The organism is Flavobacterium agri (assembly GCF_013401995.1).
In the GTDB taxonomy this organism is placed as follows: domain Bacteria; phylum Bacteroidota; class Bacteroidia; order Flavobacteriales; family Flavobacteriaceae; genus Flavobacterium; species Flavobacterium agri.
Genome location: NZ_JACBJI010000005.1, coordinates 199,514 through 223,990 on the forward strand (window position 1 = coordinate 199,514; position 24,477 = coordinate 223,990).

At 47.6% G+C, this 24,477-nt stretch carries 20 protein-coding genes; 12 read left to right on the plus strand and 8 right to left on the minus strand.

Annotated features, from left to right (window positions below; translation table 11 throughout):
* Positions 1-84 precede the first annotated feature (84 nt).
* A complete protein-coding gene (locus tag HZF10_RS12955; RefSeq protein WP_176006643.1) occupies positions 85-2,586 on the minus strand; it encodes a choice-of-anchor D domain-containing protein in 2,502 nt (833 codons plus the stop codon).
* A gap of 405 nt (positions 2,587-2,991) precedes the next feature.
* Here HZF10_RS12955 and HZF10_RS12960 point away from each other — a divergent pair, with 405 nt between their 5' ends.
* Positions 2,992-5,805 (plus strand): outer membrane beta-barrel protein, encoded by a 2,814-nt coding sequence (locus HZF10_RS12960; protein WP_176006644.1) that lies wholly within the window; start codon positions 2,992-2,994, stop codon positions 5,803-5,805.
* Between the two features lie 10 nt (positions 5,806-5,815).
* Positions 5,816-6,304: a hypothetical protein gene (locus HZF10_RS12965; protein WP_176006645.1), complete on the plus strand. Its 489-nt coding sequence runs from the start codon at positions 5,816-5,818 to the stop codon at positions 6,302-6,304.
* Positions 6,305-6,340: 36 nt separating this feature from the next.
* Here HZF10_RS12965 and HZF10_RS12970 read toward each other — a convergent pair whose 3' ends face one another.
* The 6 genes from HZF10_RS12970 to HZF10_RS12995 form a co-directional block, all read right to left on the minus strand.
* On the minus strand, positions 6,341-7,126 hold the full coding sequence (locus HZF10_RS12970; RefSeq protein ID WP_176006646.1) for a tetratricopeptide repeat protein: 786 nt from the start codon (positions 7,124-7,126) through the stop codon (positions 6,341-6,343).
* Between the two features lie 226 nt (positions 7,127-7,352).
* Positions 7,353-8,141: a TPM domain-containing protein gene (locus HZF10_RS12975; RefSeq protein WP_176006647.1), complete on the minus strand. Its 789-nt coding sequence runs from the start codon at positions 8,139-8,141 to the stop codon at positions 7,353-7,355.
* On the minus strand, positions 8,141-8,578 hold the full coding sequence (locus HZF10_RS12980; RefSeq protein WP_176006648.1) for a TPM domain-containing protein: 438 nt from the start codon (positions 8,576-8,578) through the stop codon (positions 8,141-8,143). Before HZF10_RS12980 ends, HZF10_RS12975 begins: the two co-directional genes overlap by 1 nt.
* Positions 8,578-9,171, minus strand: coding sequence for a LemA family protein (locus HZF10_RS12985; RefSeq protein ID WP_176006649.1), 594 nt, complete (start codon positions 9,169-9,171; stop codon positions 8,578-8,580). Before HZF10_RS12985 ends, HZF10_RS12980 begins: the two co-directional genes overlap by 1 nt.
* Positions 9,172-9,222: 51 nt before the next feature.
* The gene (locus tag HZF10_RS12990) at positions 9,223-9,555 is read right to left on the minus strand and encodes a MerR family transcriptional regulator (protein ID WP_176006650.1); all 333 of its coding nucleotides are present in this window, start codon (positions 9,553-9,555) and stop codon (positions 9,223-9,225) included.
* An 89-nt stretch (positions 9,556-9,644) separates the two neighbouring features.
* Positions 9,645-10,622 carry a M23 family metallopeptidase gene (locus tag HZF10_RS12995; protein ID WP_176006651.1) on the minus strand — a complete coding sequence of 326 codons (978 nt, stop codon included), beginning with the start codon at positions 10,620-10,622 and terminating at the stop codon, positions 9,645-9,647.
* 140 nt (positions 10,623-10,762) lie between these two features.
* Here HZF10_RS12995 and alaS point away from each other — a divergent pair, with 140 nt between their 5' ends.
* From alaS to HZF10_RS13045, 10 genes are all read left to right on the plus strand, one after another.
* On the plus strand, positions 10,763-13,390 hold the full coding sequence (gene alaS / locus HZF10_RS13000) for an alanine--tRNA ligase (protein ID WP_176006652.1): 2,628 nt from the start codon (positions 10,763-10,765) through the stop codon (positions 13,388-13,390).
* A 220-nt stretch (positions 13,391-13,610) separates the two neighbouring features.
* Complete coding sequence (locus tag HZF10_RS13005) at positions 13,611-14,342, plus strand: hypothetical protein (RefSeq protein WP_176006653.1); 732 nt, start codon at positions 13,611-13,613, stop codon at positions 14,340-14,342.
* A 72-nt stretch (positions 14,343-14,414) separates the two neighbouring features.
* A complete protein-coding gene (locus tag HZF10_RS13010; RefSeq protein WP_176006654.1) occupies positions 14,415-15,161 on the plus strand; it encodes a hypothetical protein in 747 nt (248 codons plus the stop codon).
* Positions 15,162-15,208: 47 nt separating this feature from the next.
* Positions 15,209-16,159 (plus strand): GSCFA domain-containing protein, encoded by a 951-nt coding sequence (locus HZF10_RS13015; RefSeq protein WP_176006655.1) that lies wholly within the window; start codon positions 15,209-15,211, stop codon positions 16,157-16,159.
* 97 nt (positions 16,160-16,256) lie between these two features.
* Entirely contained in the window at positions 16,257-16,754 is a 498-nt protein-coding gene (locus HZF10_RS13020; RefSeq protein ID WP_176006656.1) for a DUF6252 domain-containing protein, read from the plus strand.
* Positions 16,755-16,876: 122 nt separating this feature from the next.
* Positions 16,877-17,161, plus strand: coding sequence for a hypothetical protein (locus HZF10_RS13025; RefSeq protein WP_176006657.1), 285 nt, complete (start codon positions 16,877-16,879; stop codon positions 17,159-17,161).
* 42 nt (positions 17,162-17,203) lie between these two features.
* On the plus strand, positions 17,204-19,132 hold the full coding sequence (locus HZF10_RS13030) for a tetratricopeptide repeat-containing sensor histidine kinase (protein WP_176006658.1): 1,929 nt from the start codon (positions 17,204-17,206) through the stop codon (positions 19,130-19,132).
* A gap of 1 nt (position 19,133) precedes the next feature.
* Entirely contained in the window at positions 19,134-20,891 is a 1,758-nt protein-coding gene (locus tag HZF10_RS13035) for a tetratricopeptide repeat-containing sensor histidine kinase (protein ID WP_176006659.1), read from the plus strand.
* A 197-nt stretch (positions 20,892-21,088) separates the two neighbouring features.
* Positions 21,089-21,739: a response regulator transcription factor gene (locus HZF10_RS13040; RefSeq protein ID WP_176006660.1), complete on the plus strand. Its 651-nt coding sequence runs from the start codon at positions 21,089-21,091 to the stop codon at positions 21,737-21,739.
* A gap of 69 nt (positions 21,740-21,808) precedes the next feature.
* Positions 21,809-22,432, plus strand: a complete 624-nt coding sequence (locus tag HZF10_RS13045) for a DUF4230 domain-containing protein (RefSeq protein WP_176006661.1) — start codon at positions 21,809-21,811, stop codon at positions 22,430-22,432.
* Positions 22,433-22,578: 146 nt separating this feature from the next.
* Here the strand turns inward: HZF10_RS13045 and HZF10_RS13050 are convergent, their stop codons facing one another.
* Positions 22,579-24,336 (minus strand): aromatic amino acid hydroxylase, encoded by a 1,758-nt coding sequence (locus tag HZF10_RS13050; protein ID WP_176006662.1) that lies wholly within the window; start codon positions 24,334-24,336, stop codon positions 22,579-22,581.
* Positions 24,337-24,477: the final 141 nt, after the last annotated feature.

The following is a 24,477-nucleotide window of genomic DNA, read 5'->3' on the forward strand; positions in this document are numbered from 1 at the left end:
GAAACCTCAAAGGTTTTCGAAACCTTTGAGGTTTGTTCCATATAATAAAAAAGCCTCCGTACTGGAGGCTTTTCAAATCCTAAATCATCGCTTAACCATCCGCAATGTCTTCACATTGTCGCCTTCACTGACGATTACGTTGTAGACGCCCGAAGGATATTCCGCGCCGAATGATTGTGTTTCCAAAGCTTCGGACGAAATGTCGCGATCTTCGAGAAGCCTTCCCATCATGTCATAGGCCTTGATTTGGATGTTGGTGTTTTCAGCGGCATCCAATTCAAGCGAGAATCTGTCGTTGAATGGGTTCGGGTAGCCGACCACTTCAAATGGCCCGACCGTTGGTTCGGTGTCTTTCACGATCACTTTTGCCGCTCCCGGAGCTGTTACAAGTTGGGTAGGTCCGTAAGGCGACCAGATACCCGTGGTCATGAGCGCGACCCGAACCGAATATTGAGTGCCTGGCATAAAGCCCGGTACCTGTGTGAAGCTGAAATAGTGAACCGGCCTGTCGATTACATTAACCGTCATATCGGTGGTATTGGTGAGTTCAAATCGGTAAGAAGTTACGTGACCTTTGCTCTGTGTGTAGAAGAAAGTGCCGGTTGAGGTTGCAATTCCCGGATTTACGATTCCCGGCACATTTGGTGTCGAGATCGTACAAGTGGAGCCGAAATTCGTGAAATCCCCGTTTGTTTTAACGGCCACTTCGACTGCATAGGTCGTTCCGTATGTGAACGTATCCAGATTCGAAATCGAGAACCAATGGTGATTATTTTCATACGTCTGTACTTGGTTCGGAGCCGAAGGATCGGTCATGTTCGTAATCTGGAAACGGTATCCGGTAACACCCAAAAGACTGTTCGTGGCTACAAGTGTACTCAACGATGTTACTGTGCTGCCGCATTGCGCAGGTACGATAGATGCTGAACCACCCGGTCCTAAAATTGCCGGAGTCGACACTTCGCAAGACGGTCCGAAATAGTTGAGCCAAATACCGTTGCGTCTTAACATGACCGAAATTGTGTAAGTGGTAGAATAGTCATAACTGGCAAGTGATGTCATGTTGAAATGCGGGACATTGCTATCGATGTCTTCGGTGGTCATCGTTGTATTGTTCGTACAACGGAATCGATAACCGTCGACGCCGCCTCCGAAACTTACCGCACCGACCAAAGCGTTGATAGATTGGAATGTCTGGCCGCATTGAGAAGGCAAAACCTGAGAAAGCAATTGGCTTCCTTCGTCGATCGTACCGTCGCAATTGTCGTCCATGCCATTAAAATCTATTTCTACAGCGCCCGGATTTGTGGTAGCCGCTGTGTCGTCGCAATCATCAGCGGTCAACGAGAATCCGACAGGTGCTGTTCCGGGATCGCCGGCACAGGCCAACGTCAATTCGCCAGTTCCGTATCCGTCACCATCGGCGTCTACATAGAATTCGAGGTTTTGCCAAACATCGGGATTCGTATCGTCGCAGTCGATATCGGCAGAAAATCCGTCGCCGTCACCGTCTTCGGCCATACCCATGCCCGAAATGGCGAACGTGAACGGATTCTCATCGTCGTCATTGTTCGGGATCGAAATGACCGCCGTTCTCAAACCGACTTCGGATGGAGAAAAAGAAACAGTGAAAAACGAGCTTGCGCCAGGGTTTATCGATGGCGTAGGCGATGAGGTCAATGTGAAATCGGAAGCGTTGTCTCCCGAAATCGTGATCGTCGAAATGGTCAACGACAAAGACGCCGTGCCCGAGCTCTCGATTTGGAAAGTACGCGAACTTTGCAGGTTGATAGACGTGGCTTCGAATTCTGTCCAATTGTCTACCGAAGTCGTAGTGTCGCCGTTGTTGATGGCCGTGTCGTTTCCGAATACGTTGATTTCGGCTCCGATCCAAGTTAGGCGTACCAAGCCGTTTCCGCCAGTTCCGCCGACGGCTATTCCGCCATCGACGCGATAAGCGCCACCGCCGCCGCCGCCTGGAAATCCGCCGTTTATGCCTGGACCGCTCGTATCGATACGTCCATCGCCTCCGATTCCGCCTTCAGAAGGTGCGAGTCCGCCTGTAGCACCCGTTGCCGCATTTCCGGTGGCTGTGCTTCCTGCCGATGAACCACCGCCACCGGCAATGGATCCGGTTCCGTCGGCACCATTACCGCCGTCGAAAGTGACATCGCCTATACTTAAGGAAGCCTGGCCTCCGACTGCAGCAGTGGCCGAGTTGTCGGATGCGCTTGCCCCGCCTTTCGCGACTATGGTCGCCGTATCGATGAACCAGGAATCACCGCCGGATTCAGAACCGCTTATACTGCCTTGACCGACAGTTACCGTATAAGTGGCCAATGGTGTTACGGCGACTACTTTGCGCGCATAAGCACCGCCGCCACCGCCACCGCCGGCTAAATTGTCTGAGATTGTACTGCCACAGCCTCCGCCGCCCCAAGCTTCTACCGTAATAGAAGTTACGCCTTCGGGAACGGTAAAGGTTCCAGAGGTTGTAAAAATCTCCGATTGGGCGTTTCCGATAGTTGGTATGCACAATGCGATAACACAAATCGCACGTGCCAAAAAGTAAAAAATTCGTTTCATAAGATTAAAATTTAGTTACCCAAAGTTAAGTAACGTAAATTTTTAAAAGTCTTAAAATCAGCAAGTTATATTGTATGATTTCTTTCAAATCTTGTACTATTTCACAGTTTTTCCGGATAGTAAAAAAGTCCGAAAATGAGTTTTGGGACGTGTTTTTGTTAAAACGTAAAATATTCCTTGAGGCTATCGGATGAACTGCAAGACGCATCAGTAATTCTCCAATAAAAGGATGGAATACACCAACATTGGATGCGACGCCACAAGTATTCTGGATGAGGTGGATATTTTCTGTTGAGGATATAGGCGGCTTAATTACAAATCGTTAAAAAATTTGTAAGAAATTTTCTCGTTGGAATACTAATTCGGTTATTTGGCAGTTAATAAAATCAAACAAACTAATCTTCAATGCCGAAACTTTATCTCTCCGTGCTGGCGCTGCTGGTCGGGCTAGGCTGCTTTGCGCAGAATTCCGTCACCATCAAGGGCAAAATCCTTGAAGACAAAACCCAAATTCCACTCGAAGCCGTGACGGTTTACATCGCATCGGCCAAAGACTCTACCGTAATCGATTATACGGTCACTGACAAAAGCGGGGCGTTTTCGTTCACGTCGCGCAAAACCGATAAACCCGTAGTATTCAAAGTGTCGTTCATCGGTTTCAAATCCATCGAAAAAACCTACGACAAAGGGCTTTCGACAAACCTCGATTTCGGCGTGATGCGCATGGAAGAAAGCGAGATGATGCTCGGCGAAGTGACCGTCAAGAACGAAGCGCCGCCGATCCGAATCAAAAACGACACACTCGAATTCAATGCATCTTCGTTCAAGATCAGGCCCGATGCCAATGTCGAGACGTTGCTCAAGCAACTGCCGGGAGTCGAGATCGACAACGAAGGAAAAATCACCGTCAACGGAAAAGAAGTCTCGCAAATCCTCGTGAACGGAAAGCCGTTTTTCGACAAGGAAGGAAAAGTCGCGTTGCAGAATCTTCCGAGCGACATCATCAACAAAGTACAGATTACCGACGCCAAGACCAAGAAAGAAGAACTTTCGGGCGAAAAGGCGAGTTCCAACAACGCGAGCATCAACCTGACGATAGACGAGGAGAAAAATAAAGGTTTCTTCGGCAAAATCAATGGCGGATACGGCACAGACGACCGATACGAATCGAGTCTCATGCTTAACTATTTCAACAACAAGCGCAAGATTTCGTTGCTCGCTTCGGCCAATAACATCAACTCGACGGGATTCACGATGAACGAGATTTTCGATTCGATGGGCGGAGGTCGCAATTATTCGGTCTGGACTAACGACAATGGTTCTTTCGGAATCAACAACATGCAATTCGGAGGCGGGAACGGGATTACGACCTCGCAACTCGTCGGACTCAATTATGGGGATGAGCTGATCAAGGATTTTTCGAGCAACGGCAGTTATTTCTACAATGCGGCGCGTACCGAAAACACGAACCGCACGCGCGAGAAGACACTCCTGAATTCGGGAAGTTTCACGACGGATTCGAATTCGAAAACCGTCGACGATCGCATCGGGCACAACGTCAATCTCGATCTGGAATACAAAATCGACTCGCTTACGACGGTGAATTTCGCGCCCCGTTTCGTGAAAGGCCATTCGTATAATGAAAACAAAGGCGGATCTGTGACGACCGAGGAAAACGGCAGGATTTCAAGAGAATCTTCGCGCGACAATTTCAGCAACAGCGACAACCAAAGCCTTGGAGGAAACTTGTATATCAACCGAGCATTCAAGCGAAAAGGCCGATTCGTGAGCTTGTGGTTAGAGAGCGAATTCACCAAATCGGATGCCGAAAACCGGAACCTTTCGCAAAACACATTCTATCGCGACACGGACGAAGACGGCGTGACCGATGCGATCGACAACGACGACCGAAACCAGAAGCGACTCGATCGCAACCTAAGCGACCGTTTCCAGGGCGGCATCGACTTCACCGAACCTTTGAAAGATTCGATCAACATCAAGATCGGCATCGATTTCTCGAAAGAGCAGAACATCGGCAACCGACACACGTACGACTTCGATGCCACGACCGACTCCTATTCGTTGCTCAACGATTCCATCACGAATTACCTGCGTTCGGCTACGCGCAAGATTGCACCGCAGGCGGGTTTCTCGATCAACAAGAAGAAACTCAACTTGCAGGCGAATTTCGGGACGGCGGTGTATTTGTTCGAAGCGAATTCCGATTATTTGGGTGACAAGGTTTCGATAAGCCAGGAAAAAATCTACCCGACGGGAAATCTTTGGGGCGGCTTCAACTTTACGAAATCGATGAATTTATGGGTGAATTATTCATTTAACGTAGATTTTCCTTCCGCGGCCCAAGTCTTGCCCGTGACCGATGTTTCGGATCCGCTCAACACGAGGACGGGAAATCCGGCTTTGAGTCCGAACAAATCGCACTACACGTATATCAGCTTCCGCGATTACGACTACGCGACGAAATCGGGCTGGAGCATTTACGGAGGCGGGAATTTCTTTGAAAGCCAGGTTGTCGGTTCCACTACATATGATTCGAGCCGCAAGAGCACGACCGAATACGTGAACGTTTCGGGCAACTCAAGCTTGTGGTTCGGCGGAAACTGGAGCAGGACGATCAAGCACGAAGCGCATTCGTATCGCTTTGGCTTCGGGCTTAACGGCGGCTACAACCGCAACCAAGGTTTCCTCGAAGGCGAATTGTACGACGCAAAATCGACGAGATTGTCGCCTCGCGTGATGTTCAATTACGATTATGGCGAATTGTTGAGCGTCGCGCCTCGTTACGAACTCACGTACAACGAAACGAACTACACGAATTTCTCTACCGACAAACAAACCAACGTCACGCACAAGTTCACGTTGCAGACGACGAGCTATTGGCCAAAACACGTAGTTTTCGGAAACGATTTCAGCTACACGTATAATTCAAATATAGCCGACGGATTTAAAAAGGATTTCTATCTTTGGAACGCTAGTCTCGGCTACAATTTCCTAAGTGACCATCTGTTGTTCAAGGTGAAGGTTTACGACGTGTTGAACCAAAATCAGAACACCACGCGCAGCATTTCGGCTACGTACATACGCGATGAGGAAAATGTCGTGCTCAAGCGCTACGCGATGTTCTCGCTGACTTACAAGCTCGACAAGTTCGCGGGCAAGAAGAAAGAAGGCGGAAGGCGTTTCTGGATGTTCGACTAAATATTTATACATGACATATACGGCAAAATTCGACGGGAAAACCGTCAGGGTTTACAACGGTGAGAAGCTGTTCGGTTCTATCGATTTCAGCAAGGAGAGAATGGCGCATGCCGATATTTTTATTTACACCGACCGATTCCACGTCGGGCCCGAAAGTGCCGCCGACAAAGACATCGTGGTGACCAAAGCGGACGTTCCTGTGTTCAAGTTCAACTTCGACAAACTTTGGGGCGGAGCCGAAATCGAGGCCAACGGAGAACCGATAGGCTATGAAGTGAAAGGCAAATGGTTCAAGCCCGGAACGCGTCTTGTAAACGAAAACGATGAGGATCTTGTCGTAATCAAAAACGATAACGCCATTACGTTAAAAGGTTTTGATTTGGAAGTCAACGACGACGACATCGAGCCTGTAATGATCATGTCGACGCTATATTATCACATCTATGCGTCCAATGCCGCGAATCCGACCTTTATGATGTCCAATCTGTTTTGGAAATAAAATCAGAAACCACGGTGAGAGCCGTGGTTTTATTTTTTAGGGACATTTCTTTTCGGTGATCAACGTCTGGGCTTCTAGGTATCCTAGCGCGCTGGCTTTTCTTAAGTCGGAACAATAATCGCCCGAAATTTTATTGTTGATGCGGTACAAAGCGCGATCGTAAACGGCTTCGGGATCTTTCGGACGCAGTTTTACGGCTACGTCGAAATCGGCAAGAGCGGTTTTATCCTTGAGTTTTTCCTTGCACAGCGCGCGACTCAAATACAGGTCGCCGTCGTTAGGATCAATCGTAAGCGCGCGGTCGAAATCGGTTACGGCCTCGCGGTACATCTCGAGTTGGAAATACAAATATCCGCGGTTGATATACGCCTGCGCATTCATCGGATCAAGACCGATACAAGCCGTATATGCCGAAATCGCACCACGTTTGTCCTCGGTCAGCGATTTGGCGTAAGCGAGGTTGAAATGCGCCTTGTATTCTTTGCTGTTGAGTTTTACGCAGGCAGCATAATCGGCTATGGCTTTCTGGAGTTCGTTGCGTCGTTCGTATAGAAGGCCGCGGCTGAAATACACCTGGAACGGGTTCGGATTGTTCTCGAGCGCTTTTTCGTAATCTTTGAGCGCTTCATCGGCCATCTCGTCGAGCTTGGCTTTCCAATAGCCGCGTTTGTAATAATAATCGATTGTAGGATTTATCTTGATTTTTTCATCAAGTTCGGCGATGTTCTTTAGGATTTGTTCTTTAGGGAAACCTTGTGCGAAAAGGGAGTGCGCGCATAAAAGCAACACAATCAGCATGCTGGGAAGAAATCGTTTACTCATTGGGGCGGTATTATCTACGAAATAAATAAAAAAATCGTTTCGTTGTGCTATTTGCAGTTTTTCCCGATGATTTCGGTGCCTTGCTTCATGTTCTATCCGAAGCGATTTTCTATAGAAAGCTAAAAATAAAAATCGCGGTTTTAAGGCCGCGATCTTATGATTATTCTATTAAAATTTGGAATTTGGAATTTGGAATTTGGAATTTGGAATTTGGAATTTTCCCCAATTACCAACTTCCTCCCGCGCCTCCGCCCGAGAATCCGCCGCCGCCGAAGCCACCGCCGAAACCGCCGCCTCCGCCTCCGAAACCGCCACCCGATGATCCGCCTCCGCCGAAACCGCCTCGTCCGAGACTGCTAAGGATCAGGATGTCTGCAAGATCGGGTCCCGAAAAACGTCCGCTGCCGCGACCGCCTCCGCCTTTTCCGCGAAAAATCGCAATAAGGACGAAAATGACGATCATGATCACGATGATGGCGATGAAGCCCGCAGGTCCGTCTTCGGTTTGGCGTGTGCCTTTGTATTTGCCTTTGAGCACGTCGAAAATCGCGTCGGCACCTTTGTCAAGGCCGCGATAATAGCTTCCGGCCTTGAATTCGGGAATGATGACGTTGCGCACGAGTTCTCCCGTGATACCCGCCGTCAATCGGTCTTCGACTCCATAACCCGGAGCGATCCAAATACGGCGTTCCTGGGCTGCGAGCAAAATGAACACACCGTTGTCTTCTTTGGCCTGTCCGACACCCCATTCATGACCCCATTTCGGAGCCAAAATCCCGATGTCCTCACCGTTAATGGTCGGAACCGTAACGACTACGATTTGCGTGGTCGTCGAATCGGAATAACGCACGAGTTTTTCTTCGAGCTGCGTCTTTTCGGAAGCACTCAGCAAATTCGCGTAATCGTAAAGGCTCGTTTGGAAATCGGGCTTTTTCGGAATGTCGAACTGGGCGAAACCGATCGTAGTGAGCAACAGTACAAAAGGTAATATCGCTTTTCTGAACCACTTTGTCATCAGCTTCTCGATATTTCGTTCGACAATTCGTCCGTATCGCCTTCTTCCCACGGGAAAAACTGGCGCAATCTTTCACCGGCGCGTGCAATTCCTTCAACAAGACCTTGCTTGAAATCGCCATTCTTGAAATGCGACTGCATCACGTCTTTGGTGCAATCCCAAAAATCGTTCTCTACTGCGGCATCGATTCCTTTGTCGCCGAGTATGACGAATTGGCGGTCGTCTACGGCAAGGTAGATGAGTACGCCATTCTGCAATTTGGTATTGTCCATTTTGAGCAGGTGGAATATTTCGGTCGCGCGTTTGAAATGGTCGCTGTTCGAATGCTTTTCGATATGCACGCGTATTTCACCCGAGGTTTCCTTTTCGGCCAATCGTATGGCTTCGATCACCTCGCGTTCGTCGTCGTGACTTAAAAGATCGCTTACTTCGGTCATTAGAATTTGACTTCTACGGGTTTGTCGGCGCCTTCGGTTGACTTGAAGAAAGGTTTTTGCGCGTAACTTCCGAGGAAAAAGCTTTGAGGTGCAGCAAGTATGTAGCTGTTATAAATTCTAACCTTTTCGTTGAAACGCGTCCTTGCTGTTAAAATTTGATTTTCCGTACTCGCAAGTTCATCTTGTAATTTCAAAAAGTTTTGATTTGCCTTTAAATCAGGATACTTCTCTACTGTCACCAAAAGTCGCCCAAGCGCCGAACTGACACCTGATTGCGCTTGTTGGAATTGCGTCAATTGTTCAGGGGTTATATTTGTCGGGTCAACTTGTACAGATGTAGCTTTCGAACGAGCTTCGATTACGGCAGTCAATGTCGATTTTTCAAAATCCGCGGCACCTTTAACTGTATTGACCAAATTTTGAATAAGATCATTACGTCTTTGGTATGCCGCTTCTACATCCGCCCACTGGCCTTGAACATCTTGGTCCTTACGAAGCGCGGAATTTTTCACGCTAAACGAATAAATTACTACGAGGAGAATAATTCCTAGAATCGCTCCGATTCCGATAATCCATGGCAAAAATCTTTTCATGATGTTTGATTTTAATTTGTTATTAATGTTATTGGCAGTCGATGTATCAAATTACAGTCCATTCTTCAAGTCTGTCAGCTGTTTTTTTATGGCTTCGAGTTTTGAGATGATCTCGAACTTGTCGAGCGTTTTTTTCTGGCCTTCCTTGAGATGTGTTTTCGCGCCTTCGAGCGTAAAACCGCGCTCTTTCACCAAATGATAGATGAGTTGCAGGTTCTTTACGTCCTCGGGTGTGAAAAGTCGGTTTCCTTTGGCATTTTTCTTGGGTTTGAGGATGTCGAATTCCTTGTCCCAAAATCGGATCAGCGACGCATTGACGTTGAACGCCTTTGCCACTTCGCCTATGCTGTAATATCGTTTGTCTGGTGAAAGTTCTATGTGCATGTATTCTTTTTATTCTCTGATGCCGAAGATTGAACGGTATTCTGTCTAAACACGGCACTGTCTATTATTTATCCGTCTATTATCTTGATTTAGTCAAGAGATTGGTTTTCCTGGTTGGCCACTTTGGCGATCTGTATGTATTCGGCGGCCGAAATATTTCCGTAATAATAATTCAAAGGGTTGACGACTTCTCCGTTTTTATGGACTTCGTAATGCAGGTGAGGCGCTTCAGAACGACCCGTGCTTCCCACAAATCCTATCAAGTCGCCGCGTTTGACGCGTTTTCCGGCGCGAACGTTGTACTTGCTCAAATGTCCGTACAAGGTTTCGTATCCGTATCCGTGACGGATCACGATGTGATTTCCGTATCCCGATGCCGTGTTGTCGGCGCGTTCCACGATTCCGTCGCCCGTGGCGTAAATCGGCGTTCCGGTGCGCGACGAAAAATCCATACCCGCGTGGAATTTGCGCACTTTGGTAAACGGATCGGTGCGATACCCGAAACCCGACGCGACCGCCCGTAAATTTTCATTCTTCACGGGTTGGATCGCCGGTATTGCGGCCAATAATTTATTTTTCTCCTTCGCGAGTTTCAAAATTTCATCAAGCGATTTGGATTGTATCGCAAGTTGCTTCGAAATCACATCGACACGTTTTGAGGTGTTGACTACGAGTTCGGAATTGTCGTAACCTTCGAGCTCCTTATATCGGTTTACGCCGCCAAATCCTGCTTTTCGCTGCTCATCGGGAATGGGCGAAGTGTTGAAATACGTGCGATAGATGTTGTTGTCGCGTTCTTCGATGTTCGCCAAAACCTCGTCGATCTGGTCCATTTTCTTGTTCAGGATCGAATACTGGATCTTGAAATTGTCGACTTCGCGAGACAGCAAACGATCTTTCGGAGTCTCGAAATAAGGTGTGTTGAGCAACACGATGAAGGCCAACGTACCGAACAAAGCCGAAGCCAGTAAGAACAAGGCCGCATACGCTACTTTCGTGCGCTTTTTGATCTTGATTTTGCGAAACGCCAGATTTTCGGAATCGTAGTAATATTTTACCTTTTTCATGTCTCAAAAAGTCCTATTTTTGCCGTTCAAAAACAGGGTTTTCGGCTGTTTTGCCTTATCAACAAATTTAATTAAATGTTTGGATTGGGGCGGAGTTGACGGAAACTTTTGACATTTTTTTGATTTCCAAATTTTCAGTCATGACATCTCAACAGATCCGCCAGCAATTCCTAGACTTTTTCCAATCAAAAGGCCACCTGATCGTGCCATCGGCGCCCATCGTACTCAAAGACGATCCGACGCTGATGTTCAACAACTCGGGAATGGCACAGTTCAAGGAATTTTTCCTCGGAAACGGCACGCCTAAATCGAAACGTGTAGCCGATACGCAAAAATGTCTTCGCGTTTCGGGAAAACACAACGATTTGGAAGAAGTCGGAATCGACACGTATCACCACACGATGTTCGAGATGCTCGGCAACTGGTCGTTTGGCGATTACTTCAAAAAAGAAGCGATCCATTGGGCTTGGGAATTATTGACCGAGGTTTACAAAATTGACAAAGACATCCTTTATGTCACGGTTTTCGAAGGTTCGAAAGAAGAAAACGTACCGTTCGACCAGGAAGCTTACGACATTTGGAAAAGCTTGATTTCCGAAGACCGAATCCTGCTCGGAAACAAAAAAGACAATTTCTGGGAAATGGGCGACCAAGGTCCGTGCGGGCCGTGTTCCGAAATCCACGTCGACATCCGTTCGGCTGAAGAAAAAGCGAAACAACCGGGACGCGAACTCGTGAATTCCGATCATCCGCACGTTGTCGAAATCTGGAACAACGTGTTTATGGAATTCAACCGCAAAGCCGACGGCTCACTCGAAAAATTGCCTGCCCAACACGTCGATACGGGAATGGGCTTCGAGCGTCTTTGCATGGTGCTGCAAGGCGTACAATCGAATTACGACACAGACGTTTTCGGCCCTTTGATCCAAAAAATCGAAGCCGTCACGCATAAAAAATATACGAAAGACAACGCTTCGGAAGACGAAGAAAAAACCAACATCGCGATTCGTGTAATCGCCGATCACGTTCGTGCGGTTGCGTTTGCGATCGCAGACGGGCAATTGCCGTCGAACACGGCTGCGGGTTACGTCATCCGACGCATTTTGAGACGCGCGATCCGTTACGGATTTACGTTTTTGAATACGAAAGAAGCGTTCATCTACAAACTCGTCGAGACGCTCGCGGAACAAATGGGAACGGCTTTTCCGGAAATCCGTAAACAACAGAAATTGGTCGAGAACGTGATCCGCGAGGAAGAAAACTCGTTCCTGCGCACACTTGACCAAGGTTTGCAATTGCTCGACAACGTGATCGACGAAACCCAAGGCGAAGTCGTTTCGGGCGTGAAAGCGTTCGAATTGTTCGACACGTTCGGTTTTCCGAAAGATTTGACGGGATTGATTCTCAAGGAAAAAGGCATGTCGTATGACGAAGAAGCGTTCGATAAGGCAATGTACGAACAGAAAATGCGTTCGCGTGCGGCTTCGGAAGTTTCTAAAGACGATTGGCAAGTGCTTGTCGATGGAAACGTCGAAACGTTCGTCGGATATGATTTGCTTGTCAATGAAGTCAAGATCACGCGTTACAGAGTCGTCGACTCCAAGAAAGACGGAAGAATCTACCAACTTGTTTTGGATCACACGCCATTCTATCCCGAAGGCGGCGGACAAGTCGGCGATAAAGGAATTCTGACCAACGGAAGCGAGGTGATTCCAATTATCGACACCAAAAAAGAGAACAACCTCATTTTGCATTTCACGCAGAAATTGCCCGAAGATTTAGGTGCGACTTTTATTGCCCAGGTCGACCGTGATCTGCGCGAACATACGGCGAGCAACCACTCGGCGACACACTTGCTGCACCAGGCTTTGCGCTCGGTTTTAGGGACGCACGTCGAACAAAAAGGCTCGCTCGTAAGCCCGAATTACCTGCGTTTCGACTTCTCTCATTTCGCTAAAGTGACCGATGAGGAACTCAAGAAAGTAGAAGATTTCGTCAACGAGAAAATCCAGGAGCATTTGCCGCTTGTCGAAAGACGCAACATCCCGTTCCAACAGGCGATCGAAGAAGGCGCGATGGCATTGTTCGGCGAAAAATACGGCGATTCGGTGCGTGCGATCAAATTCGGCGACAGCGTTGAATTGTGCGGCGGAATCCACGTGCAGAACACGGCCGAAATCTGGCATTTCAAAATCGTGTCCGAAGGTGCGGTCGCAGCCGGAATCCGACGCATCGAAGCCATCACTTCGGACGCAGTGAAAGTCTATTTCGCGGCTCAGGAAAAGACGTTGGCCGAAATCAAGACGGTGCTTAAAAATCCGCAAGATTCGATAAAAGCTGTTTTGTCGCTTCAGGATGAGAACGCGAAATTGAAGAAACAAGTAGAAGCGCTTCTGAAGGACAAAGCAAAAGCGCTCAAAGGCGAATTGGCTTCGGAATTCCAACTGATAAACGGCGTAAATTTCCTTGCCAAACAAGTCGATTTGACTGCAGAAGGCGCAAAAGACCTCGCATACGAACTCGGAAACATCGACAACAACCTGTTCGTCGTTTTGGCTACGGCAAACGAAGACAAGCCGTTGCTGACGGTTTATATCTCGAAGGAACTCGTGGCCGAAAAAAGTCTCAATGCCGGACAAGTCGTGCGCGAACTCGGCAAATACATCCAAGGCGGCGGCGGCGGTCAACCGTTTTTCGCGACGGCCGGAGGAAAAGACGTTTTGGGAATTCCTGAAGCGTTGGAGAAAGCGATCGAGTTCGTCAAATAATCAGAAGTTTTCAATACGAATCCGGGTTTTGTTCCCGGATTTTTTTTGCCTTGAAATGACCTTTTCAATTTGGCGCCGTAAGGTTATACTTCCCAATTTCCGTAAGAAGTTAGGCCAAACACCACGATTTCTCTATAGATGTCGTCAAATTCTCAACAAGCGGTAAAACGTTAGCGTAAAAAGATATATTTGCGGCCTAATCCTATACAAAAACTATTTAATGAAAAAAATGATTTTCGGACTAAGCGCGCTTATCGTGCTTTTTTCATCATGCGGAAGTGACGACGGAGGAAATTCTACAGAAACCGGCGACGGCGTTCTGTTAAAGAAGACGATTGAAAACGGACCCGACGGGCAGTTCATCAGCGAGGCTTCTTACAACGGGCACAAAATCGTCAAAATCACCACTAACGACGGCGGTAGGATCGATTTTACCTACACAGGCGACGACATCACGAAAATGGCCTGGAAACTCGACAACGAACTCATCGAGGAGCAATTGTACACGTACGATGCGAGCGGCAAACTTGCGACACATACATTGCTTGATTATGAAATCGGATGGGGTTCTAAAGAAGTCTATACGTACAACAGCGACAATACCGCTACGGTACAGAACTACTCGGGAGACTTGGTTTCTCAAACGCTTGAAGGCGATACGTATACCATCACGTTTGCAAACGGCGAGGTTTCACAGATCGTGACGCCGTTCGAAACCATCACGTATACGTACGACAACAAGAACAATCCGTTCAAGAATGTTACGGGTTACGGCAAGATTTCGTACATCGATGGCGGCGCTTCGGGCATCATGCACAACGTAACCGAGGAATCTTCTAGCGAAGGCGGCGGAAGCACGTACACATTCACGTACAACAACAACGACTTTCCGGCTACGGCAGTCGAAAATTGGGACGGAGACGTGTACAACACACAGTTTTTCTACAACTAAGAATCCAGTTTTGAAATACGACCCGGTTTAATGCCGGGTTTGTTTTTTTGTATATTGGCTAAAATTATGAATATGAGAAAAGTACTATTGTTTTTTGTCGCATCGGCTTTTGTATTGCAGTCGTGCGCATCGGATGATTCGGGCAACCAACCTACGGAAGGCGGCGTTTTGCTGCAAAGTACCGTCCAGACTACGGGTTCGGATTCGTATACTACAAATTACACCTATAACGGAAACAAAATCGCAAGCTCGGTCATCGAGAACGGCGACACGACGCTGTATTCGTACACAGGCAACCAAATCACGTCGATCGAGGTACAGAATGCCAACGGCGTGACGTCTTACGAATTCGAGTTCACGTATTCCGGCGGACATATGGTCGAAGCCAAGCGCACCCAAACCGGTTTAGGAATCGTGATGCTGCAAACGTTCGCGTATCCGAATGCGACCACGATTACGGGCCAAACCTTTATCGGAGACGAAAATTCGCAGGACCAATTGCTATATGACCAAGTGTACACGATCGGTTCGAACGGCGAAATCTCGACGTTGGCCAACACGGCTTCGGGCAGCACGACGACCTATTCTTACACATACGACGACAAGAACAATCCGTTCAAGAATGTCGTAGGCTGGTCTGATCTGTTGCTGCTTCAAGGCGTCGACCATAATATTCTGACGACGAGTTCTTCGACCAACGGAAACGTTACCGGATCGGAAAGCGCTACGTACACGTACAACACCGACGACTATCCGGCGACTTCGATACGCACGTCTTCGGGAAGCGACCCGATTTCGACCACCTATTCTTACCAATAGCAATAAAGCCCGGATCCGTCCGGGTTTCTTTTTAGTATTTTTGCCTCATGCAGTTCACCACGCCCGTCCCAGTCATAAAATCGAATTTCCCTATTTCGTACGATTCCAAAATTTTTTCATTGGGTTCGTGTTTCGCGGTGAACATGGCCGAAAAATTCGATCATTTCCAATTTCGGAACGAGGTGAACCCGCTTGGAATCCTGTTCCATCCGCAAGCGTTGGAGCGTTTTATGCAGTCCGCATCCGAAAAGAAATCGTTCACCGAAACCGACATTTTCTATCACAACGAACGTTGGCACTGCTTCGATGCGCATTCCGATGTGTCGCATTCCGATAAGGAAACCCTACTGACCAATCTCAACAATGCGATCGTTTTGACGCACGACTATCTCAAGACGGCTTCGCATTTCATCATCACGCTTGGAACGGCTTGGGTGTACCGAAAATCCGATTCGGGGAATTTGGTAGCGAACTGCCATAAAGTGCCGCAGCGCGAGTTTTCGAAAGAGGTTTTGGGTGTGGACGATATTTCGCGGTCGATATGTCACATTGTTGAACTGATTTCACAACACAATCCGAACGCGCAGACCATTTTCACGGTTTCGCCCGTACGCCATATCAAAGATGGTTTCGCAGAGAATCAACGCAGCAAATCGCATCTTTTGGCGGGATTGCATTCGGCATTGGAAAACACCGGGAATTGCCATTATTTTCCTTCTTACGAGATCGTGATGGACGAGTTGCGCGATTATCGTTTTTATGCTCCGGACATGATCCATCCGAACCAGGTCGCGATCGATTACATTTGGGAAAAGTTCGTTTCTTGTTGGATTTCGGAAAACGTTTCTGCCGACATGAACGAAGTCGACGCGATCCGAAAAGCCCTTGCGCATAAACCGTTCAATCCCGATTCGGAACAGCATCGAAAATTCGTTTCGGCTGTAGAAAATCGCATTCGAAAACTTCGCGAACGCCTGCCATTTCTGGGCTTTTCATAAATACGGCAAATGTCGTATTGATTTGGGACAGGGTTACCCGCAGATTTGTAAAAACTTTTTAACGAATCTGTAATTAACCTTAAACCAACCTTTTATCATGAAAAAGTTCAAATCAATTGGGAAAATGGCATTTTTGACATTGGCGCTTTGTTTCGCCGCGGCTTGCAGCAGTGACGACGCAGGCGGATCGGGCGGCGGATCTGGTTCCTACCTGAGCTCAAAAGTGGACGGTTCCAACTTCAAGGCCGAAATCATGGGCCAATCAACCGTTGTTGCTGTAAAGAATGGCAATTTTTATCAAGTGAGCGGATCGAACGGCGATCTGAAAAATATCGCGATCGGCCTTTTCAACGTGACCGGCGAAGGCACTTACGAGGTCGGCCCTGATACCGATAACGTGCTGTCGTATCTCGAAAACAACATCAGTTACGATACGAGCAATTGTTCGGGCGCCACCGGAACGGTCACGATTACGAACCTGACCGAAGAGAAAATCGAAGGTACGTTCTCGTTTACCGGAAAGGACGATGAAAACTGCTCGTCTTCTAAAACCGTCACCACCGGAAAATTCAGGGGCGTTTTCATGCAAAACTAATGGAGTAGTAGTTATTTGGTTGAGCCGGGCATCGTCCCGGTTTTTCTTTTGGAAATAGGGCAGATGCCGTATTTTTTTGGTTTTTGCGATTGTGCAATTTTGTAGTTCCAATGTATGGCCAGATGATTTACGTTTTGCTTTTCACCATAATCGCGCTTTTGGCGGTGATCGTTTTGCAGATGCGCCTCATCAATAGGTCGCGACACGAACACGAACAAAAGATGGAAGTGTTGAGACGCGTGATCGTGGAACTCGCCGGAAATTCAGCCCTAAAAAACCAGCAACTGCAGCTTTCGGACGAATTGATGAAACGGCTGCGGTCGGCCAACACCGTCCTTTCAAGAGACATTACGGTTCTCGTCAATGAATTCGTCGAGACACTTTCGGCCCACAATCTGCTCAAGTAAAGTATGGGCAAGACTTTTCTATATTGCAGTAAAATTCTTGTAATGAGATTCATACTGTTCCTTTTTGCGCTTTTGATGATCGGATGCGCACGCGAAAAAAAAACCGGATCGACCCAATTCACCTCGAAACAACAGCAAATCATAACCGAATTCCGACGCATGCCGCAAGTGGCCAAGCTTTCGGTAGATTCGATGAAAGTATTTGCCGACAAACTCGGGGCTTTGGCGCAAGGCCAGCCCAACGATTTCAAGGCGATGGCGTTGCTGGCTAAAGGCGGTATGTATATGAACAAAGGCCAATACGAACTCGGTCATAAGACATTCGAGAACGCGCTGCGTCTTTTGGCGCGTTCCAAAGCCGACACATTACGTGCACGCGCGCTTTTGGGCATCGGAAATTATTACAAGAATACGGGCGACAATCCCAAAGCACTCGAGAACCTGCTCGCCGCACAGAAGATTTTCGAAATCCGACAGAACAAAAGCGGGATTGCGACCTCGAACGGCAACCTGGGCCAAGTCTATATGCAAAAGAACGATATGGCTTTGGCCAAGGAGCATCTGCGCAAGGCGATGGACGTATACGCCCACCAAAAATGGCAGAACCCGTACCTAACTGCGGCCCATACGTTGGCCAACGTGCACGGCATTTCGGGCGAATTCGGGCAGGCGCTCAAAATCGACAACGAGGCCATCCGAATTGCAGACAGCATCGCATCGCCCAAACTCAAAGTGCCGTTCCTTGACAACAAGGCCATGTGCTATATGTATTCGGGCAGGCTCGACAGCGCCGAATTCTACTTCAACGAAACGCTCAAAATCGATCTTATGGTTGGCGATGAAAAACAGGTGGCCGATTCGTACAGCAACCTCTCGCAATTGGAACTCATGAAAGGCAATTACGCGGCTTCCGAAAAATATGCGCTCAAAAGCGTCGACATACTCAAAAGCGTGCACAACAACAACAATCTCGTGAAATCGTATGCCGTGCTCGCCGAATTGTACACGGCTTGGGGCAAATATCCGCAGGCGATCAAAGCCAAAGACGATTACGTGGAACTCTACAAAAAACTCATGAACGAAAAGCGCGAAGAAGCCATGGCCGAATTCAAGATCGTTCACGAGACCGAGAAAAAAGAGAAGATCATCGCCCAAAACCATATCGAACTGCTCAAAAAAGAAAAGGAAGTACAAAACCGTAACAACCTGATCATCGGGATTTCGCTCGCGGCTTTATTTATCGCTTTCGCCGGATTTCTGATTTACCGTCAACAACGCGTCGTAAACCGTCAACAAGCGCAGGAGCACGAACTCAAAACGGCCATCGCGCAAATCGAGACGCAGAACAAGCTCCAGGAACAGCGGCTCGACATTTCGCGCGATCTGCACGACAACATAGGCGCCCAGCTTACGTTCATCATTTCTTCGGTCGATAATTTGCGCTACGCGTTCGACCTTAAGGATTCCAAACTCGAGAAAAAACTCGAAGGCATCAACAATTTCACGAAGTCTACGATCATCGAATTGCGCGATACGATCTGGGCGATGAACAACGCCGAAATTTCGCCCGAGGATTTGCGTGTGCGGATATTCAATTTCGTCGAGAAGGCGAAAAACGCGAAAGAAGACATCGACTTTGTGTTTAATATAGACGAACGCCTCGATCATTTGCGGTTCTCATCGGTGGCCGGAATGAACCTGTACCGAACGATCCAGGAAGCCGTGAACAATGCCGTAAAGTATGCGCAGGCGTCCAAAATCGGGATTTTCATCGAATGCGAAAAAGACGATCTGCATCTTAGGATCGAAGACAACGGCGACGGTTTCGAACCCGAATCGGCCCAAAACGGCAATGGTTTGCACAACATGAAAAAGCGCGTCGGAGCACTTGGCGGGAAATTCAATTTGCAATCGCAAATCGGCCAAGGTACGCACATCCACATCGTGATTCCGGGAATTTGCGCCACCTGATATGAACCGTCTCGTCGTCATATGGCTTTTTTTGTCGCTTTCGCTTTCGGCCCAGACTAAAACGCAAATCGACTCGCTCAACGACCTGCCTTTCGAGACCAGGATCGCCAAGGCAGCCGTTCTCGACAAAGCGTATCTCAAAAACGCCGAAGCTGCAAGAAAGATATCGTATGCGGCCGGAGAAGCGATGAGTTACAGCAACCTCGCGCTTGTTTACAACTACAAGGGAAAACACAACCTGTCTGTAGAAAATGCGTTCAAGGCGATACGGCTGTTCGAGAAAATCGGCGACAAAAGCAAAACGGCGCGCGAATACGGCGAATTGGGTTATGCGATGAAGCGCCGCAATCTTCCGAAAGCGCAATATTACATGCTCAAAGGCAAACGTCTTGCCGAATCAATTAAAGACACGACTTCACTTTTGAGCATCTACAACAACTACGGCGTGATCAAGGAAATGCAGAAAGATCTTGACAGCGCGTTGTTTTTTTATAGGAAAGGACTCGTCATAAAGCAGGCGATACGCGACACGACTGGAATTCCGTTCAGTCTCAACAATATCGGGATCGTGTATGCGATGAAAGGCAAATTTATCGATGCGGAACGACTTTTCGAACAGGCGATGCAGTTGCGAAAACTCAAGAAAGACTCGGCGGGAATGGCCGAAAATTACTCGTATTTCGGCGATTTGTACGGCATGATGAAAGACGAAAAACGCGCATTGCAGCATTTCGCATCGTCGAACGAAATCGCAGACAGGAACAAATATTTCCAATTGTTGTCGCATAATTATCAGGCGATGTCGGATTTGAAAGAAGCATCGGGAGATAAATCGGGAGCTTTGTCCGATTACAAAAAATACGTCCAGTTCAAAGACAGCTTGCTCAATAAGGAAACCAACGCAAAAATCGCCGAGCTCGAAGTGCAGTTCGAAACCAACGAAAAGGAAAAGCAGCTTATAGAGAAGCAGTCCGAATCGCGGCGCAAGTCGAATCTGTTGCTTTTGATGGGGATTTTGGTCGCATCGGTTTCCATTACCGGATTCTTGATTTGGAGACAACAACGCCTCAAAAACCAGCAACTGGCGCAGGAACACGAACTCAAGACGGCGATTGCGCAGATCGAGACCCAAAACCAGTTGCAGGAACAGCGTCTGGGCATTTCGCGCGACCTTCACGACAACATCGGGTCGCAGCTTACGTTCATCATCTCATCGGTCGATAACCTCAAATATGCGTTCGATCTCAACGATTCGAAGCTTGCGCGCAAACTGGAAAGCATAAGCGATTTCACCAAAGACACGATTTCGGAGCTTCGCGATACGATTTGGGCGATGAATGCCAAGGAAATCACTTTTGAGGACGTGCTCGCGCGCATTTCCAATTTCATCGAAAAGGCCAAAAACGCCAAGGCGAACATGGAATTCGTGATTTTTATCGATGACGATTTGAATCCGTTCAGGCTTTCGTCGGTAAACGGCATGCATATTTATCGCACGGTTCAGGAAGCGGTGAACAACGCGATCAAGTATTCGCAGGCTTCCCAGGTCAATATCGGGGTTCGCGGCGATCGTGCGCAAATCGAAATCAGGATCAGCGACAACGGTCAGGGTTTCGACATCCGAAACGTGTCTTTGGGCAACGGCCTGCACAATATGAAAAAGCGCATCGAGGAAGTGGGCGGGGTTTTCAGTTTAGATTCCGTAAAGGGCGAAGGAACGGTTGTTGAAATCATGATTCCGAAGCGCCATCTCGCTTAAATACGCCAAATGACGTATTGCGGCGCGTCATCAAAATGAGCAGATTTGTGTAGTTGAAATCCTAAATCAGTCCCCATGGATACGCTGCCGCACACTATCAGGTTTTGGACGCTCGTGGCGATAATTTTTACGGTTATCGGGCTCAATCTGGCGTTCATCATCTTTTTTTAAGCCTCGAATTTCGTAAGTTCGTGAACATGAACATCAAGATCGCCATTGTAGACGACAACAATTTCCTGATCCGCGCGATTCAGGAAAAGCTATCGTTTTTCGACGATCTACACGTCAAATTCACCGCCGTCAATGGGAAAGACCTGCTTGAAAAACTCGAGTCGAACCGCAACGTCGACCTGATTTTGATGGATGTCGAAATGCCCAAAATGAACGGTGTGCAAGCGACTTCGGCGGTAAAAGCGAAATATCCGCACATCAAGATCATCATGCTTACTGTTTTCGACAACGACGAGAACATCTTCAATTCGATCAAAGCCGGAGCCGACGGGTATCTTTTAAAGGAAGTCAACCCGAAAGATTTGCATCAGGGCATTTTGGAAACGCTAAACGGTGGTGCGGCGATGAATCCGTCGATTGCGTTGAAAACGTTGAAATTACTGCGCAACCCGTTCGATTTCGGCAATAAAGCCCAAACCGAAGACATCAAACTTTCCTCTCGCGAGATAGAGGTTTTGGAACAACTCAGCAAGGGTTTGAACTACAACAACATCGCCGACAATCTGTTCCTTTCGCCAAGCACTGTGCGCAAACACATCGAGAACATTTACACCAAACTTCAGGTGCATAATAAGCTCGAGGCGATCCAGAAAGCGAAGAGCAATAATTTGATTTAGATTTTCAGGAATCCGTTTAACCTGCTTATCTGTAAATCTTGGAAATCGTATCTTTAAGAAAAAACAGATATGACTTCAAGGCGCATAATTTTTATTTCGTGTTGTATCATCGGGGCTTTGCTTGCGTTCCGGTATTGCGAATTCAAGAAAAATGATACTTCGAGCCTGGAATCGGATACGAACCTTATTCAACAGCAAATCGTCAACGTCGGGAAATTGGTCGTCACCGAAGGACATTTTTCCGAAGTCCTCACGTACAAAGACCAACAGAGTTATTTCATGAACATGCTGTCGTTCCAAAAGAAGGCGCTTTTGGTCGTGAATGCCGATGTGACGGTCGCTTACGATTTGCGCAAAGTGACTTACGACATCGACCAGAAAAACAAGGTCATCACGATAAAAAACATTCCGAAAGAAGAAATCAAAATCTCGCCCGACATCAAGTTTTACGACATCGACCAAAGCAGCATGAATCCGTTTACGGGAGACGATTACAATAAAATCAATAAGGCGGTGAAGGCGAACCTAGCGAAAAAAATAGAGAAATCAACGTTGACATCAAATGCGAAAAACCGATTGGTCAGTGAACTTTCGAAGATTTTGATTTTGACGGATTCGATGGGTTGGACTTTGGTTTACAACGGAGAAACGATTAAAGATGAGCGTGGGTTGAATTTGAACATTCAAGGGTAAAAATTTAAACCATTGGTTGATAAAATTTAAACCATTAAGAGAGTTAAGGAAGTTAAGATTGCAGCCTTAACTCTCTTAACTTCCTTGATGGCTCAAAAACAAAAAAAACCATCCACAACGGATGGTTTTCATTTTATATCTGATTTTTAAACTTTCTCGTTTTCGAAAACCAATTCTAAACCGTTCGAGATCAAATGCGCCACCGTCGGACGCTCGTTTTTGAGTTTTTCGAGGTGAAGCAACACCTGCTGTTCCAATCCGTCTTGGTTCGAATGATGCAACAATTCGACGATTTCGACGGAAAGCAACCAGTCTTTCGGATGTTTGGTGTGAAGCGTTTCGAACACATCGGCCAAATTCTTGTAAGAATCCTTGCCTTCGCGAATGTTTCGGACGGTTTTGTACAAGCCTTCAAGCTCCGTTTTTTCGGCAGATTGTTTGGCTTTTATGGTTTTGGACGAAGGCACGTGCGTAATCAGATCGAAACTTTTCACGTCGGCCGGACCTGAAAACGCCGAAACCACTTTTTTACCGACCGCCATGTCGTAAATGCCCCATTCAGGACGGAAAAGAACCGTATCTCCATGCGTCACCGTACAATTCTTGAAACTGATCAGGATGATTTCGCCTTGCAAATTGCGCGAACCCGTGATGATTTCACCGGTTACGGTAATGTCGCCTTCGAATTCGAGCGTCACCGTTTCGGCTTCGTAAATGTCGTAAGCGCGCAAGTCACGCGGGCTCATGTCTTCGATCGCAAGGTTGATGCCTTTGAGTTTCCCGATAGGCGACCCGAAACCGTCCCTGTGCGTTTCTGTAGAATGCCCTACGAGTTCTTTCTCGCGGTAGGAAAGCGCGGTTTTGCCCGTCGTTTGTATGTAAACCGGTTTTCCGGAATTTTCGATTACGTTGGTAAAAACGCCCGAAACCTGCAAACCTGTGCTTAATTCTATCGTTCCTATCGCTTTGGATTCGATGAGTTTTTGGATGCCGCTGAGTCCGCCGGTGCGCAACGCCATATTGTTCGCAAATTCTTCGAGAACCAGATTCAGATGCGCGAAATCCGAAGTCACGTAAAGCTGCGGCTGCGGTTTGGTGATATCGAAACTTTGGTCGGCCGCAGAAAGATCGTACGGGATTTTCTTGACCGCATCGGTCATGCACCAAGCGCTTTCGCCAATAGACGACAACAAGCCTGCACCGTAAATTTTCGGATTTTCGACCGAACCGATCAGGCCGTACTCGACCGTCCACCAATGCAAATTGCGGATGCGCGCCATTTCGGATGGTTCGCCCATGTTCTGCTGTAAGTCCTCTACCGCTTTTTCGGCGGCTTCGATTTGGTCGGCTGGCGTTCCCTCTGCTTCCTTCAAAATCGAAAGCAAACGGATGGCTTCGTACAATTCGTAATCCTTGCCCGACGAAATCGCTTTGCAGCCGATCTCTCCGAAACGTCTCAAATATTCGGCATATTCGGGATTCGCGATGATAGGAGCGTGGCCCGCACCTTCGTGGATGATGTCGGGAGCCGGCGTGTATTCGATGTGTTCGAGCTGTCGGATGTCTGAAGCGATCACCAGAACGTTGTACGCCTGGAATTCCATGAACGCGTTCGGCGGGATGAATCCGTCTACGGCCACGGCGGCCCAACCGATTTCCTTGAGGATGCGGTTCATGCCGTACATGTTCGGGATCGAATCGATTTCAAGACCTGTTTTTTTCAAGCCTTCGAGATAGGATTCGTGAGCGACTTTTGAAAGATAATCGACGTTCTTGCGCATCACATAACGCCAAACGGCTTGGTTGATGGGCGTGTAGTCCTCGTAATCCTGAGGCTTGATGAATTGCTTCAGATGTTCGGGAAGTCGGTCAATCAAAGGATTGCTTTCAAAATCGGTACTCATAAGATTCTCAATAGGGTTGGGGTAAAAATACGAAATCCGCAACAGTAAGCCCGAAATGAAATCATAAAAAAACCGCGTTCATTAGGGAGAACGCGGTTTTTAAAACAACAACAACAACAAATAAATCAAAAATCGATCAAT

What these genes read in the sequence shown, in the direction of transcription:
- HZF10_RS13035 (WP_176006659.1), top strand. Translation starts at nt 19,134, where the DNA reads ATGAACCGTCTCGTCGTCATATGGCTTTTTTTGTCGCTTTCGCTTTCG.
- HZF10_RS12995 (WP_176006651.1), bottom strand. Translation starts at nt 10,622, where the DNA reads ATGAAAAAGGTAAAATATTACTACGATTCCGAAAATCTGGCGTTTCGC.
- HZF10_RS12980 (WP_176006648.1), bottom strand. Translation starts at nt 8,578, where the DNA reads ATGACCGAAGTAAGCGATCTTTTAAGTCACGACGACGAACGCGAGGTG.
- HZF10_RS12975 (WP_176006647.1), bottom strand. Translation starts at nt 8,141, where the DNA reads ATGACAAAGTGGTTCAGAAAAGCGATATTACCTTTTGTACTGTTGCTC.
- HZF10_RS13050 (WP_176006662.1), bottom strand. Translation starts at nt 24,336, where the DNA reads ATGAGTACCGATTTTGAAAGCAATCCTTTGATTGACCGACTTCCCGAA.
- HZF10_RS13040 (WP_176006660.1), top strand. Translation starts at nt 21,089, where the DNA reads ATGAACATCAAGATCGCCATTGTAGACGACAACAATTTCCTGATCCGC.
- HZF10_RS13005 (WP_176006653.1), top strand. Translation starts at nt 13,611, where the DNA reads ATGAAAAAAATGATTTTCGGACTAAGCGCGCTTATCGTGCTTTTTTCA.
- HZF10_RS12985 (WP_176006649.1), bottom strand. Translation starts at nt 9,171, where the DNA reads ATGAAAAGATTTTTGCCATGGATTATCGGAATCGGAGCGATTCTAGGA.
- HZF10_RS13015 (WP_176006655.1), top strand. Translation starts at nt 15,209, where the DNA reads ATGCAGTTCACCACGCCCGTCCCAGTCATAAAATCGAATTTCCCTATT.
- HZF10_RS13045 (WP_176006661.1), top strand. Translation starts at nt 21,809, where the DNA reads ATGACTTCAAGGCGCATAATTTTTATTTCGTGTTGTATCATCGGGGCT.
- HZF10_RS12960 (WP_176006644.1), top strand. Translation starts at nt 2,992, where the DNA reads ATGCCGAAACTTTATCTCTCCGTGCTGGCGCTGCTGGTCGGGCTAGGC.
- HZF10_RS13025 (WP_176006657.1), top strand. Translation starts at nt 16,877, where the DNA reads ATGATTTACGTTTTGCTTTTCACCATAATCGCGCTTTTGGCGGTGATC.
- alaS (WP_176006652.1), top strand. Translation starts at nt 10,763, where the DNA reads ATGACATCTCAACAGATCCGCCAGCAATTCCTAGACTTTTTCCAATCA.
- HZF10_RS13010 (WP_176006654.1), top strand. Translation starts at nt 14,415, where the DNA reads ATGAGAAAAGTACTATTGTTTTTTGTCGCATCGGCTTTTGTATTGCAG.
- HZF10_RS13030 (WP_176006658.1), top strand. Translation starts at nt 17,204, where the DNA reads ATGAGATTCATACTGTTCCTTTTTGCGCTTTTGATGATCGGATGCGCA.
- HZF10_RS13020 (WP_176006656.1), top strand. Translation starts at nt 16,257, where the DNA reads ATGAAAAAGTTCAAATCAATTGGGAAAATGGCATTTTTGACATTGGCG.
- HZF10_RS12990 (WP_176006650.1), bottom strand. Translation starts at nt 9,555, where the DNA reads ATGCACATAGAACTTTCACCAGACAAACGATATTACAGCATAGGCGAA.
- HZF10_RS12970 (WP_176006646.1), bottom strand. Translation starts at nt 7,126, where the DNA reads ATGAGTAAACGATTTCTTCCCAGCATGCTGATTGTGTTGCTTTTATGC.
- HZF10_RS12955 (WP_176006643.1), bottom strand. Translation starts at nt 2,586, where the DNA reads ATGAAACGAATTTTTTACTTTTTGGCACGTGCGATTTGTGTTATCGCA.
- HZF10_RS12965 (WP_176006645.1), top strand. Translation starts at nt 5,816, where the DNA reads ATGACATATACGGCAAAATTCGACGGGAAAACCGTCAGGGTTTACAAC.